Origin of the sequence: Paenibacillus sp. 19GGS1-52 (genome assembly GCF_022369515.1) — a bacterium.
GTDB lineage: Bacteria > Bacillota > Bacilli > Paenibacillales > Paenibacillaceae > Paenibacillus_AQ.
This window is the reverse complement of sequence record NZ_CP059724.1, coordinates 6,515,086-6,529,266: the sequence shown is the minus strand read 5'-3', so window position 1 is coordinate 6,529,266 and position 14,181 is coordinate 6,515,086. Positions and strand designations below refer to the sequence as shown.

12 protein-coding genes are annotated in these 14,181 nt (G+C 45.7%); 8 read left to right on the top strand and 4 right to left on the bottom strand.

The window, feature by feature from the left end:
• Positions 1-19 precede the first annotated feature (19 nt).
• The 3 genes from H1230_RS29945 (at position 20) to H1230_RS29935 (ending at position 4,273) form a co-directional block, all read left to right on the top strand.
• Positions 20-1,945, top strand: a complete 1,926-nt coding sequence (locus H1230_RS29945; RefSeq protein ID WP_239713394.1) for a peptidase U32 family protein — start codon at positions 20-22, stop codon at positions 1,943-1,945.
• Between the two features lie 102 nt (positions 1,946-2,047).
• Positions 2,048-3,370, top strand: coding sequence for an aspartate aminotransferase family protein (locus H1230_RS29940; RefSeq protein ID WP_481857196.1), 1,323 nt, complete (start codon positions 2,048-2,050; stop codon positions 3,368-3,370).
• An 18-nt stretch (positions 3,371-3,388) separates the two neighbouring features.
• Positions 3,389-4,273 carry a UbiA-like polyprenyltransferase gene (locus H1230_RS29935; protein WP_154120938.1) on the top strand — a complete coding sequence of 295 codons (885 nt, stop codon included), beginning with the start codon at positions 3,389-3,391 and terminating at the stop codon, positions 4,271-4,273.
• A gap of 465 nt (positions 4,274-4,738) precedes the next feature.
• Here H1230_RS29935 and H1230_RS29930 read toward each other — a convergent pair whose 3' ends face one another.
• The 4 genes from H1230_RS29930 to H1230_RS29915 form a co-directional block, all read right to left on the bottom strand.
• Positions 4,739-5,719 (bottom strand): polyprenyl synthetase family protein, encoded by a 981-nt coding sequence (locus tag H1230_RS29930; RefSeq protein WP_239713392.1) that lies wholly within the window; start codon positions 5,717-5,719, stop codon positions 4,739-4,741.
• Positions 5,720-5,735: 16 nt separating this feature from the next.
• Positions 5,736-6,185 (bottom strand): hypothetical protein, encoded by a 450-nt coding sequence (locus tag H1230_RS29925; protein ID WP_239713391.1) that lies wholly within the window; start codon positions 6,183-6,185, stop codon positions 5,736-5,738.
• Between the two features lie 293 nt (positions 6,186-6,478).
• Positions 6,479-8,365: an FAD-dependent oxidoreductase gene (locus tag H1230_RS29920; protein ID WP_239713390.1), complete on the bottom strand. Its 1,887-nt coding sequence runs from the start codon at positions 8,363-8,365 to the stop codon at positions 6,479-6,481.
• 49 nt (positions 8,366-8,414) lie between these two features.
• Positions 8,415-9,314: an FMN-binding protein gene (locus H1230_RS29915; RefSeq protein ID WP_239713389.1), complete on the bottom strand. Its 900-nt coding sequence runs from the start codon at positions 9,312-9,314 to the stop codon at positions 8,415-8,417.
• Between the two features lie 496 nt (positions 9,315-9,810).
• On the opposite strand from H1230_RS29915, the gene H1230_RS29910 reads away from it, so the two are divergent.
• From H1230_RS29910 to H1230_RS29890, 5 genes are all read left to right on the top strand, one after another.
• The gene (locus H1230_RS29910) at positions 9,811-10,077 is read left to right on the top strand and encodes a hypothetical protein (protein WP_239713388.1); all 267 of its coding nucleotides are present in this window, start codon (positions 9,811-9,813) and stop codon (positions 10,075-10,077) included.
• 107 nt (positions 10,078-10,184) lie between these two features.
• On the top strand, positions 10,185-11,597 hold the full coding sequence (locus H1230_RS29905) for an ATP-binding protein (protein WP_239713387.1): 1,413 nt from the start codon (positions 10,185-10,187) through the stop codon (positions 11,595-11,597).
• 104 nt (positions 11,598-11,701) lie between these two features.
• Entirely contained in the window at positions 11,702-12,976 is a 1,275-nt protein-coding gene (locus tag H1230_RS29900) for an MFS transporter (RefSeq protein WP_481857102.1), read from the top strand.
• Between the two features lie 20 nt (positions 12,977-12,996).
• On the top strand, positions 12,997-13,662 hold the full coding sequence (locus H1230_RS29895) for an oxidoreductase (RefSeq protein WP_239713386.1): 666 nt from the start codon (positions 12,997-12,999) through the stop codon (positions 13,660-13,662).
• A gap of 78 nt (positions 13,663-13,740) precedes the next feature.
• Positions 13,741-14,121 carry a RidA family protein gene (locus H1230_RS29890; protein WP_239713385.1) on the top strand — a complete coding sequence of 127 codons (381 nt, stop codon included), beginning with the start codon at positions 13,741-13,743 and terminating at the stop codon, positions 14,119-14,121.
• Positions 14,122-14,181 lie beyond the last annotated feature (60 nt).

The window sequence follows — 14,181 nt, the reverse complement described above, 5'->3', positions numbered from 1 at the left end:
CTTTTAGGAGGCAACAAGAATGGCACGTTATTTTAATGGCAAAGAGATCGAACTGCTTGCTCCGGCGGGCACCTTTGATATTTTTAAGGAAGTTGTACAGTCGGGCTGTGATGCCGTTTATTTTGGCGGTCCAGTACTCAATATGAGAATGATGCGCAAGGGATATAACCTGTCTCACGAGGAAATTGTAGAGGCCCTTGATATCGCCCATCGCCTTGATAAAAAAGTATATGTTACCGTCAACAATCTGTTCAGTGAGGACGATGTGGAAGAGGCCCGCGAGTATTTGCGTTTTCTCGATGGTGCTCGTCCGGATGCGCTGATTGTGCAGGATATGGCAGTGCTTGAACTGATTCGCGAGATGGAGCTTTCCGTTCCTATTCATGCCTCGGTAATGATGAATGTGCACAACCTGGAGATGATGCATGCACTGCGAGATCTGGGAGTAAGCCGGGTGGTAACCTCACGCGAAATGGATCTGAAGACAGCGAAGATGCTGGGGCAGCAGAGCGGTATGGAGCTGGAATACTTCATTCATGGTGATATGTGTTCTGTGCACGGCGCGAATTGTTATTTTAGCTCTCAGGTATTCGGCATGAGCAGCAACCGGGGCAAATGTATGAAGCCATGTCGGTGGGATTACCGGATTAAGCGAGAAGGCTATGTGTTCCCGGCGGAATATCCGCTGGCAGTAAAGGATATGAACATGTACGAGTATCTTCCTGAGCTGATCGAATCAGGCATTACTTCCTTCAAGATTGAAGGCCGGATGCGCGACAAGGAATTTATGGTTTCGCTGGCTAACAGCTATAGTGAGGCGATTGACCGTTACATTGAAGATCCGCTGGGCTTTGACCGCACTGTTGGTTCTAAGGAGCTCTTTAATAACCGCAAGCGTGACTTCTCCACAGCCTATGCTTTTGGCAAGCCGGGACTAACCAACATTAACCGTCGTTACGAGGGTACAGGCAAGTTCTATAGTACGGGAAAAGTATTCAGTACACCAACGGAAGAACGCGAGTTGTCTGAGGGACGTGTGCAGCAGCTGCGGGAACGATTGGGGAAAGAGAAGCGTGCGGAGAGAGTGAAGCCGGAGCTTGCGGTACGTGTGAATAACATGGAGCAGGCCAGATTGGTGCTGGAGCTCGGAGTAGAACATTTATACCTGCCGGGTGATGTATTTGAGCCAGACCAACCTTTTACGAAACGGGATATCAAAATACTAGGAAACCTAAAAGGGAATACCAAGCTCTATCTCGGGATGCCGCGGATGATGACAGAGCTGCACTTCGATCAATATGATCAGTTGCTGAGTGGAGAACGATTGCCTATTGACGGGCTGCTGGTTACCAATCTGGGTGCGATTCGTCGTTACAAAACCGCAGGGTACCCTATGATCGGGGATGCCAATCTGAACGTATATAATCATCTGTCTGCCACCCTATATACGAGTCTAGGGTTGAGCAAAATTACAGTATCCCCAGAGATGACGATGGAGCACTTTGCTGCTTTTACCTCGCTGACCGATCTACCGCTGGAAGTCATCGTGCACGGCACACCGGCGCTGATGTATATGGAGCATGACTTGTATGAGAATACCGAGGTGATGGAGCCCATAGGTGAGGAAGATAACCTTTTTGTAAGCAATGAGGTATTGGTATTAAAAACAGATAAGGGTGAGAATCCAGTCTATCGTGACCAGTACGGCCGCAACCATCTGTTGTTCGCCAAGGAGCTTTGTTATTTGCCTATGCTGGCTGAGATGAGTGGGTTGGGCATTTCCAGCTTCCGTATTGAAGGAGCAACTTATAGTACTGAGCAACTGCGTAATATTATTGTTTCTTATCAGCATGCAATCAATGGCTCTAATGATAAAGAGGATATGCTGGGCGGATTGAAGCCTGTCTATGCTGGTTATACCTTAGGCGCACTGCAATTCAATTAATGCTTTAAATTTAAAATAAGCAGTATATAATTGAGTAAAGCAGTAATTATCGCACTAATAAGTTATTATTTTCACAAAGTATTGGACAGATTAATATTTTTTATGCCAGAAAGCGAGGGAACCGTTTTGGAACAACAAGAGTTTATTGGAAGAGAAGCAGTCGCTGCCAAGCGCAAGCAATATTTCTATCCGTGTACCGTGCACTTTTACAAAAACTCGCCACAGCTGGTACGTGGAAGTATGCAGTTTGTCTATGATGAGCTGGGTAAGGAGTATACCGATTTTTTTGCCGGAGTATCCGTAGTGGCTTGTGGTCATTGTAATCCGGCCATTACCTCGCGGACAATCGCACAGCTGCAGCAGCTGCAGCATACGACGACTGTGTATCTAACCCAGCCTAGTGTGGATCTGGCCGAGCGGCTTGAAGAATTGCTGCCTGGAGATTTGCGCCGGACTTTTTTCGTGAATAGCGGTTCCGAAGCCAATGAAGGTGCTCTGCTGCTGGCGAGAATGCATACAGGACGCAAAGGTTTTATCGCGCTGGAAAGTGGATTGCACGGACGTACGAATCTAACGATGAGTGTCACCGGACTGCCGATGTGGAGAACAGATAAGTATCTGGATGAGGATGTTGCTTTTATCGAGCGGCCATATCACCCTGAGCTTACCCTAGAGGAGGCTGCGACGCGGTCTTTGCAGAGCTTGGAACGTGTCCTGAAAGAAAAAGGGGATTCGATAGCAGCAATGATCGTGGAGCCGATTCAAGGTAATGGAGGCATGATCATGCCAGTATCCTGGTATTTCCGTGAGGTACAGGCGCTGCTGAACCAATATGGCGTACTGCTGATTGCGGATGAAATTCAAACGGGCTTCGGCCGTACAGGCGTTATGTTCGCCATGGAGCATTTCGATGTAGTTCCAGATATTATAAGTATGGCAAAAGCTCTGGGCAATGGAGTTCCGGTTGCGGCTTTCGCAACTACGGACGAAATTGCACTTTCACTAAACCGGCCTTCAGCCTCTACTTTTGGTGGGAATCCTGTTTCTGCGGCTACCGCACTCGCTGTGCTTGATTATATTCGGGATGAGCAGCTTCCAGAGCGTGCAGCACAGCTGGGGGATCGACTGAAGGCAGGCCTGAAGTCTCTTCAGGAACGTTATCCAGCACTGATTGCCGATGTACGGGGAACCGGCCTTATGCTGGGTATGGAATTAATAGGTATAGGTGCTTCTGATGCAGCAGTGCTTACCGATTATGTGCTGGAAGAGATGAAGGACCGTGGATACCTGATCGGCAAAAACGGGATAAACCGCAATGTACTGGCCTTTCAGCCGCCACTGATCATTACAGACGCAGATATTGATGGTATGATTACTGTACTGAATGAAGTACTGCTTCAAGCATCCGCAGATATCAGGAAATGAACAAAAAGGAAGATTGCTATGGCTATATTCAATGCTTTTAAACACACGGCGCTTAAACTAAAAATGTTCAGCGAACTGGTCATGTTCTCCCACACCCTGTTCTCGCTGCCATTTGCGATCATATCGATGGTATGGGCGGCAGGAGGCTGGCCATCAGGCCATCTAATGCTGTGGGGACTCATAGCCCTAATCGGAGCACGTAATGGTGCCAATGCCTTTAACCGCTTGGTCGATCGGACCTTTGACGGACAGAATCCACGTACGGCGCATCGGCATCTGCCGCAGCGGCTGCTTGCTGAGAAAGAAGTCGTCCTATTTGTCATCATCAACTATGCTTTGTTTATTGTAGCCTCGGGCATGCTGAACTTGCTCTGCCTGCTGTTGTCGCCAGTGGCGATCGTACTGATATCTAGTTATTCCTACACGAAACGCTTTACCTTTCTCAGCCATCTTTACTTAGGTTTTGTTATTGCCTCAGCACCGATTGGCGCTTGGTTCGCCGTGACCGGCAACATCGCTTTTACACCGTTTGTTATTGGTACAGTCGTGATGCTCTGGATCGCTGGCTTTGATATCATTTACGGCACCCAGGATATTGATTTTGACCGGCGGCATGGCCTCTGGTCCATCCCGAGCTTCTTCGGTTTGGAGAATGCTCTACTAATCTCGAAGGGCCTGCATTTCATAATGGTTATGCTGCTGCTGTTCCTCTACTTATGGCGAGACCTTGGCTGGATGTATCTGGTGGGGATCGGTATCGCAACGCTGCTCCTAATGACGGAGCATAAGATTATTAAACCCTCGAATCGCAAGATGATGAAGGTGGCTTCTTATAATCTGAATCAGGTGATCAGTATGGTGATATTGTTGTGTACGCTGGTTGATTATTTTTATGTTAGCTAGTTGAGGGGGGAGGTTAGGAGAGGCTGCACTGCGCGGAATGTTGGACTTACGATCGCTGTTATCCTCGGAATCCCTGAATTAAACCGCCTTCGCTGTTATCCTCGGAATCCCTGAATTAAACCGCCTTCGCGGTAGGATTCCGAGGATAGCATATGCTTTCGAAGCGAGCTTTCCTACGGAAAGCTTTCGGGCGAACGCTGACGCTTCTCCAGTTCCAAAATTCCTCTCCGTTCCGTCCTAACCTGATATGCAAGGGCTAACCACAAAAGACAACCCAGCCTACCCAACGGGGGTGGACAGGGAAGAGCAAGGGAAAGTACGCTATGCTGCTTTCCTTCAAAGCGTATAAAGATAAAGCGTAAAGCATAAAACATAAAGCATACAAAAAAAGCGGATACGACCCATGATATGGGGTATCCGCTTTTTTGTTATTTACAACTTGAGTGTAGGGCTGCAAGCACAAGTTTAACGATCACGCCCTGCAAAATACTGCAGCAGCGTCTCCAGATCGGCATGTGCCGGATAGGCAGAGAGTTGCTCAACAATACCAGCGGCCTGCTCCAGATAGTCTTGGCTGATCTCTTCAGCCCGGGCCAAAGCATCGCTGCGGTTGATCAGATTCAGCACATGCATGACCTCAGCATCAGAAGAATCAGGACCAATCTTACGGATGTCAGAGGCTAGCTCAGAATCCTGAAGTGCATAAAGTACAGGCAAGGTTACCTGGCCGTGGCGAAGATCGCTGCCAGCGGGTTTGCCGAGCACTTCAGTGGATTGTGTGAAGTCGAGCAGATCATCCTGGATTTGAAAAGACATTCCCAAGGCTTCTCCAAAGGCATATAGCAGATTGGCAACCTCCTCAGTGCTTTCGGAGGACAGTGCGCCTACACGCAAGCAGGTAGCCATGAGTAGAGCTGTTTTGTTGCGTGATTTCTCCAAATACTGGTCCATTGTAATATCGTAATCAAAGGCATGTTCCATTTGTTGATACTCACCCAAGCACAGCTGGGCAGTGGCAACAGAGGATAAGTCATGTACATAACGGTTTTTGTCTCCGGTATGCTTGCTTAATAATTCAATGACCCGGGCGGACATGTAGTTGCCAATATGAACCGCAGATAAAATGCCAGTCTTGGTATGCAGGGCAGGTCCACCCCGCCGCAGCTCCGCATCATCAATGATATCATCATGAATAAGGGAGGCGGCATGAATAAATTCTGCAGCAGCGGATAATTGAAGCGCTCTGCGTCCCGTAGGCTTGCGTCCAAAACGGCTACCAACGATAACCATAAGCGGTCTAAGACGCTTGCCGCCAGATGCGACGAGTTCGAGAACACTTTGTGCCAGCTGAGATTTCTTAGGTACGTCTTTATCCCGTGCTACAAGGTTTTCGATTTCACGATTGATTTCATTCAGATCTATATTCAAGGCCTCGTGCAACTTCATGTATAGTTCCCACCTGTCAAATAGCTTTGCTTGTGCGGTTCTGTTGCCTGCGCTCTTGGTTCAGGAATTGTTCCATTCCAGCAGCCGGATTTTCTTCCGCAAAGTCTCCATTTGACCGTCGGATCTGCATTTTTTTGATCGAAGGAGCCAAATAAGCAACCAGGTCAAGCTCCCGGTACTTTACTGCAAACTGCAGGTAAAAGCTGTATAGATAGTCTCCATCCAAAATGTTCCGGGTAAGGTCAGGATGATGTGGAGCACATTCCATATGGCGTTCTGCAGCCAAGGTAAGAATGGTGTGAATACCCAGCAAATGAACTTTGCGGTTATATTCCAGATCATGGCGTTCCAGTACCGAGAGCAGTTGCTCAAATCCCGCCGGAGAGAGCTGAAGCTGAATTCCGGCAATCGGAGACATTTCAGCTTGCAACAACCGGAAGGTATCTTCAATGAGTTGTCTGTTCACAAGATTCTCTCCTTCTTGTCGGTTTTGCCGGAAGAAACCATACCCCTGATTATCCCTACAAAACCATTTGTTAAGAAAAATAGTAGCGCTCTATTATAGCTGACGCCAGTTTATAATAACAAAGCATGACATAAAGTGTATGCTTTCATCTTCTTAAATAAGGAGAGTAATGTGTCCTAGGGACACATTACTCTTAAGTACATCAATATTCGGCTGTAACAACATTGTTTCTACACTAATTAATTATATGATTAACTAATCAAGTCATGAATAATGTGACAAAGGGATTAATGTCAGTCGGTGTACAAGTACCAGCGCCTTACGAGCGGAATTTTCTTCCACTGCTTTTTGAGCCAAGGGAGGACGTAGTAATCTAAGCCAAACACGCTTCCTGATCCACCAATTGTAGCGATTGCTGCAGCAGTGTACCATAACATTTCAGTTGAAGCCATTTTTGTAGACCAGATCATAACAGCCATACCAATGGTTGCTATAGAAGAAATTGCTGTGAACAAACCAACGATAAGCATTACACCAAATACGATTTCTGCACAGACCATTCCAATTTGGAACCATTTTGCTAAGAAGGTATAGCTTCCATCGTTATTGTAGAACATTAGATCCATGAACCAGTTAGTAGTATTGTATACAAATCCTGGTACGGGCAATGCTACTACAGCTTCTTTGGCAGTACTAACTGCTGATGCTGCGGAAGAAGCATCTACCGTAGTTTTAACTGCATCGACAGCTACACTGGCTGCCGAAGCGGCGTCCGTAGCATAAGGTGCGGCTGGAATTAGGAAAATCTTATCCGGATCTTCCCAAATCTTCTTCAACTTATCGATACCTTCATAGAGCCACATGCCACCGAGCAGCATGCGAAGTGGAACAATCCAGAAGTTAGGTGAACGCTTGGAGAAATAACCGCCCAAGAAGCTCTTGCGGTTCTCGACATGGAAGAACTCATGCATCATATACGTCCATACTTTGTTGAATCCAACAACTTGGGAAAGATAGAACATATTAATAAAATGCTTGGACAACATCGCCATAAAGCCAGTAAGCATAAAGAACTTGCCTGGTAGGCCAACGTTCGCTACACCGTAACGGCTGCCGATAGAAACCATGGTGCCGTGGAAGCCTGGTTTGTACGCTTTTTTAGCAGTTCCATTGATGTCTGCTGCAATGTTGGTAGCAATTACCGGAGCGGCTTGTTCAGCATTCTCAACCATTTGTGGGACAGGACGGGTTTCGCCTTCAGGAATAAAGAAAATATTATCCCCAACAACGTAAACGTTCTTATGATCCACACTTTCCAGGTTCTCATTCGTAACAATACGTTTGCGACCTTGTTGTTGAACATTATCACCCAAAGTGCCTACAAGTTCAGAACCTTCAACACCGGCTGTCCAAACTACCGTGTGTGCGTCCACAATGTTTTTCTCGCCGAGAGCAACACTGCCTTTGCCTACTTCAGTGATTTTTGCGCTTGTAACGATCTCTATATTCAGCTTGCGAAGACGAGCTTCAGCTTTCTGAATGAGCTTATCAGGCAGGATTGGTAGAACCTTAGGAGCCATATCAGCCACGATCAGACGAACCTCGGAAGGATCGATGAAGAATTCATTGCAGAGCTCATCGCGGTTTTCGGCCATTTCGCCAATTAATTCCACACCGGTAAATCCAGCGCCTACAACAACAAACGTCAACATGGAGCGGCGAACCGCTGCATTTTTTTCCTTAGCTGCCAACGTGTACATATCACGGATTTGACGTTTCAGCGCAACAGCATCATCGTATGACCAGAAGGAAAGAGTGTTTTCTTCTGCTCCGGGAATGCCAAAAAATGTTGGCTTGCTGCCTGTACCGATTACAAGGTAATCATAAGCATAGGTCGCTTTTTCGGAAGTAAGTTTTTTAGTTTTGAAATCAATGTTAGTGACTTCATCCAGTACAACATCGACTTTAAGACCAGCAAATATTTTCTTGAGATCAATCTTGATCGAATCCTCTGGAGCGCGGTTAGCAGCAACCTCATGCAGCTCAGTCAATAGAGTGTGGTAAGGATTTCGGTCAATAAGCTTGATTTCAATTTCTTTGTTGTTCTTAAATTTCTTTGCTAGTTTCTTAGCCGTGAGTACGCCGCCGTAGCCGCCACCCAAAATGACTATTTTTTTCAAAAGAAACTCACCTCATTCATCTGATTAGCTGCAAGAGGATTGCGAATAATTATTTCGCGCCTTCGAGTGCTTTTTCTGCCAGTGTAAAGTATTCGCCAACATTGATGCTTACGCCAGAGATTGCATCGGTTTTGCCTTCAGCATCAACTGTAGGAGCTGCGCCGTTGTTTTCAATAAAGTATTGTTCAGCTTTAGCGATCTCTTCATGCCATTCAGCAGATCCGCCGCCAGCTTTCATACCGTATTTACCATCTGCTGAATATTGTTTCTTATCGTCGCCTGCAGCATTCACACCACTGAATTTAGCAGCTACAACGTTACCATTAACGACAGATACGTCGACAGTAGATTTGAATCCGTTGTTGGCGTCAAATTCTGCACCTTCTGCATGGTAACCGCCATCTTTCAAAGGACCAGCTTGTACTGGACCAGCAGCAAGAGCAGCTTGAGCAGTTGTTACAAAATCATTTACACCAACTGAAACTCCGGAGATTGCATCAGTTTTACCTTCAGCGTTAACAGTGATTGCTGCTGGATCTTGTTTCTCAATCAGGAATGCTTCAGCTTTAGCGGCTTGTTCATGCCATTCAGCTTGACCGCCACCTTGAGATACCAGACCGTATTTGCCATCTTCAGAAACTTTTTTCTTCAAATCGCCGGCATTAGTTACGCTGAACGCGTTCCAGTCAGCCTTGGTGATTTTACCGCCCTCTACAGTCAACAGAACAAAAGTTTCCCAGCCAGTTTTTGCATCAGCTGCAGCAGTTCCGTAGTAAGTACCATCTTGGTATTTTGCTGTTTCTGTTGCAGCATTGCCGGAATTAGCAGCTGGAGCAGTTGTTTCAGCTGGAGCATTAGTTGCGGCTGGGGCATTGTTTGTGTTGTTGCCACAACCAGCGAGTACACCAAGTAATAGGGCACTCGACAAGATTACAGAAGCTTTTTTCATTTTGATATGACCTCCAAAAATAGTTTAAAATATATATATTAAAATGTAAAACATTTTAATAGTAAATGGAAGTGATAAAAATCACTTTATAAATGACATTTGTCACTTTGCTTTGGGTGTAAAGCCCCACTTTGTAGCAACCATATGACATATATCGGCATACAATAAGAAAAAATTTAATTATCTCAGTTCTTCTTCGATGGCATTTTAGCACAAGGAGGGAGGAAAGACATGTGAAAATAATCACTTAAAAAGATGATAAATTATTTTACATATGGATCATATCAAATTTGAAAATATATTGATAGCTAATTTTATAGACTATTATGTGACAAAAAGTGACTTAATACTTGAAAGTAAGCATGTGGGAAATAGATTCACTCAAAATAGAGCTGGGTAATATAAAAGAAAGAATATAAAGAGCTTAGCTCCTAATAATTGCTGAACATAAAGCCTCAAGGCAGGGTAATGACATTTCTAAGGAGAGGCGATGTCTATGTACAAATCTCATGTGGTGGCAGGCAAGATTATTGAAATCAACGCTGATCGGGTGCTTACACAGCAAGGAGACATGTTCTGCACCTACCATCCCCGGTACTATATGCTTCCGGCTGTTGAGACGTGGACAGAAGCCGATTTTGGCCCTGAAGAGGATACTGCAGCACTGAGGCAAGGGGACATTATGGGAGCCATACCTAAACGGAGTTGGAATCCCATAAGACCCTGGTTCTCATTACAGAAAAAAAGCGCAAATCGTATCTGATTTGCGCTTTTTTTCTGTAACGAGAGTTTTGTAGATTTGAATTATTATTATTATGGTAATATGGTGGATAAGAATTGCAATTTACTATGTGTAACAGGAGCGAATCTATGGAATATCTAAAAATATTTTTCGTGAATACAGCCGTACTAGTTACCCTAGCCTATTTGGCAAATTTGATATATAAATTTACGATCACTAATGCACCTGAGCAGATGAAGAAGATTTGCTGGGTGCTTTTGACGATATTCGCGGGATGGAGCAGTATGTTTTTTGGCTATAGACTGGATGAGCATGTGATTTTTGATTTGCGGTTTGTGCCGCTGATCATCTCTACTTTGGCCTTTCCACAACCCTTTATTCTTATAATAATAGGTGTTGGCACCGGGCTAGCTCGATTAACCTTCGGGGTTAACGAAGCTGCGGTAGTAGGAACTCTTAATTTATCCATTCTGGGGTTTGTCTGCGCAGCGCTCAGCTTCTGGGTACGTCGTTCTTCTTTAACTATAGTGAAAAAAGGGCTCACTATAATACTCGTCGTAAATCTAGTCAATGCACTTAATATTATTGCTTTCGGCGTTATACCTGATGAAAAGTACATAACGGAAATAATGCCGGTTACTTTCCCGGCCGGTTTAATTCTTAGTATGCTGTTTGCACTTATTATCCGCGACTTCCAGCTGGAAATGATGCGCAACGAACAGATCCAGCGGGCAAACAAATTGTTGTCTGCTCAGACCGAGGAGCTGCACAAGAATAAAATTGTGCTGGAAGAAAGAGCGAAGCAATTAATGAAGGCTTCTCAATATAAATCCGAGTTTCTGACGAACATGTCGCATGAGCTTAGAACACCACTTAACAGTATCATTAATTTATCGCAGTTAATTGAAGAAAAGGATTCCTCCCTCAGTGAGGATGAGATGGTTGAATACGGAATGATTATCCATCGTTCGGGTGAGGATCTACTGATGCTTATTAATGATATCCTGGATCTATCCAAGGTAGAGGCTGGGCAGTTGGATATTTTAAATGAGGAATTGAATGTTAGTGAAGTACCGGAGCTCCTTGCATTGCAGTTTAGTGTCATTGCCCGACAGAAGGGGCTGGAATTTAATATTGCTCTAAATGAAGATGTACCGTTAACGTTAACTTCAGATCCGCAACGAGTACAGCAGATTCTTCGCAATCTGCTCTCTAATGCTTTTAAATTCACGAAGGTTGGCCACATCTCGCTGGTTATTCGTGTAGAGGAGAAAAGAGTAGGAGTTGTAGACAAGCGCTGGGTCGTATTTGACGTGCAGGACAGTGGGATCGGGATTGCCTCAGAGAAGCACACGATTATTTTTGAGGCCTTTCAACAGGCGGATAGTACAATTAGCCGAATGTATGGCGGGACTGGGCTAGGGCTGTCAATCAGCAATGATTTGGCCAAACTTCTCGGTGGATTTATTACTTTGAAGAGCGTGGAAGGAAAGGGGAGCTTATTCTCTCTTTATTTACCCCTTGAAGTCACATCAAAGTAAGTGGATAAAGACTCCAACATTTTTTGTGGTTTTGGCGTATTGACAGAAGAGTGATGCTGAGTAGAATGAAGCCAAAGCCGCATCGAAGGAGTGTTATAGTCCGTATGAACATCATGAGAAGGAGGCCGTCGACTAGCCGTCCGAAGCTTAGTCGTAAAGCCTCAATACATCGTAAGAATTTGCGGATAGCTACATTTGAGGGAATCCCGGCAACGATCTTTCAGGTACTGCTTCAAGGGCAGTTCCTGACAGGATTCTTGTTATATTTAGGAGCTACGTCAAGTCAGATTGGTTTTGTTCTGGCACTGACGACCCTTGTTAATATTGCGCAGATAGGTGTAGCCTTTCTAATTCAAAAACTGCCAAGCCGCAAATGGGCCATGGTCACCTTTATCGGCCTGCAGAGGGTGCTCTGGGGTTCTACAGGACTTGTTCCATTTATATTTCCGCATCAATATTGGGTTATTGCCTTTATAGGCTTGTACACTACGGCTTTTATTGTCAACACGGTCAGTGGTGTGCTGTGGAGTTCGGTGATTAGCGATCTTGTTCCCTCGCGTGTTCGGGGGCGTTATTTTGGGATTCGGAATACCCTTCTGAACGCTCTGGGAAGTTTGGTCTTGTATGGTGGCGGAGTTATTCTGGACCGTTATCCTGGGGGCCATGGTTTTCTTATCCTTTATATTGTTGTGTGGATTTTCTCGATGATGAACGTGGTTGTATTTTTCTTCTATCCAGATGTTCCTTTTGAGAAATCCGAAGAGATAAAGTTTCTGCCCATGTTTAAGAAGCCGCTCCATGATAAGTTGTTTATGAAGTCGACCTTGTTCCTCGCCGCTTGGCTGCTGCTGCAGAACGTGACTGTTCCTTTATATTCCTATGTCATGTTGCAACTGCTGCATATTAATTATGAAACGCTATCACTGCTCAATGTGGCCCAGACGCTCTTTATGATGGCGAGCTTCTATGTCTGGGGCAATCTAAATGCCAAATACAGCAATAAGCGGCTGCTGTTCTGGACATTGCCAATTATTGCGCTTTCTTCATTACTTTGGGGACTGTTGTCCGTTCTTCCAATGCTGCTTGTGCTCTTTGCAGCGCATATTGTCTTTGGTGTCGGAGTAGGCGGTTTCAACCAATTGGCTTTCAATTTTCTTATCGGAGACACACCCAAGAAGGAGCGTCCGATGTATATGGCCATGTATGCGGCGCTCACGGGTTTATCGTCCTTTTTTGGTCCTCTTATTGGAGGCAGGGTTTACGAAGTGATCAAGCACTGGCCGCATTGGACTCAAGTCTACGGTATGCAGTTGGTCGTTGGAATCCTGATGATTGCATTGGTGCTGCTGCAGGGTCGTCGTATTCTCAGAGATGAATAGAAGTGAAAGGGAGTTTTTCCATGTCAAGGGTAGCAATGGTACTAGGAGCCACCGGTTTGGTGGGTAGTGCGCTTACGGAGGAATTGCTAAGTCGTGCGGGCTGGGCTGAGGTCCGTGTGCTCGTGAGGCGTCCACTGGCGCTGGAACATCCCAAGTTAAAGCAAACCGTGGTGGATTGGGAGCAGCTTTCACAACATAAGGAGCAGTTCCAGGGTGTGGATGCTGTCTTTTGTTGTTTGGGTACCACTATTAAAAAGGCTGGCTCGCAAAGTGAATTCGAGCGCGTGGATCTTCAGTATCCGCTGGAGGCTGCTGTGCTTGCCAAAGATCATGGAGTGAAGCAGTTTCTGGCCGTGTCCTCGATGGGAGCCAATGCGAAATCGCGCAGCTTCTACCCCCGAACCAAGGGACGGACTGAGGATGGATTAATTGCTGTAGGTTTTCAAGGCTTGCATTTGTTTCGGCCTTCCCTGCTGCTGGGTAAACGCGAGGAGTTCAGATTGGGCGAGCGGATCGCTACTAGGGTGATGAAAGCACTAGATTTCATGATGGTTGGCAAGGCAGCCCAATACCGGGGGATACCAGCAGCAATAGTGGCCAGGGCAATGGTGAATATCGCGCTTGCAGATACCCATGGTGTACATATGTATACGAATGATGTTATATACGTGATTGGTGAACGTTAGGAAGTTGCTTTTGGCGGAGCGCTAGTCGTACAATGTCGGTAGTGAAGAAATGTACACAATTTGGGGAGGATCAGAAATATGAGTAAAAAGCAGATCGCTACAACAAAAGCACCTGGTGCCATCGGCCCGTATAGTCAGGCAGTGGCTACTGGTAATTGGATATACACTTCAGGTCAACTAGGACTGGACCCGGAGACAGGCGCATTGACAGAAGGCGTGCAGGAGCAAACCCGTCAGGCCCTCAGCAATATTCAGGCTATCCTCGAAGAGGCTGGAGCTTCATTGGATCATGTCGTGAAGACAACGGTATTCCTTAAGGATATGAATGATTTTGCTGCCGTTAACGAAGTTTACAGCACTTTTTTTACAGAACCTTATCCTGCCCGCAGTGCCATTGAGGTTGCGCGTCTGCCTAAAGACGGACTTGTGGAAATTGAAGCGGTAGCCCGCAAGAAATAAGATATTAGATGTTAGACATAGGCTTCATAACTTCCCCCGTTGGTTCAACATGCAAGTTGA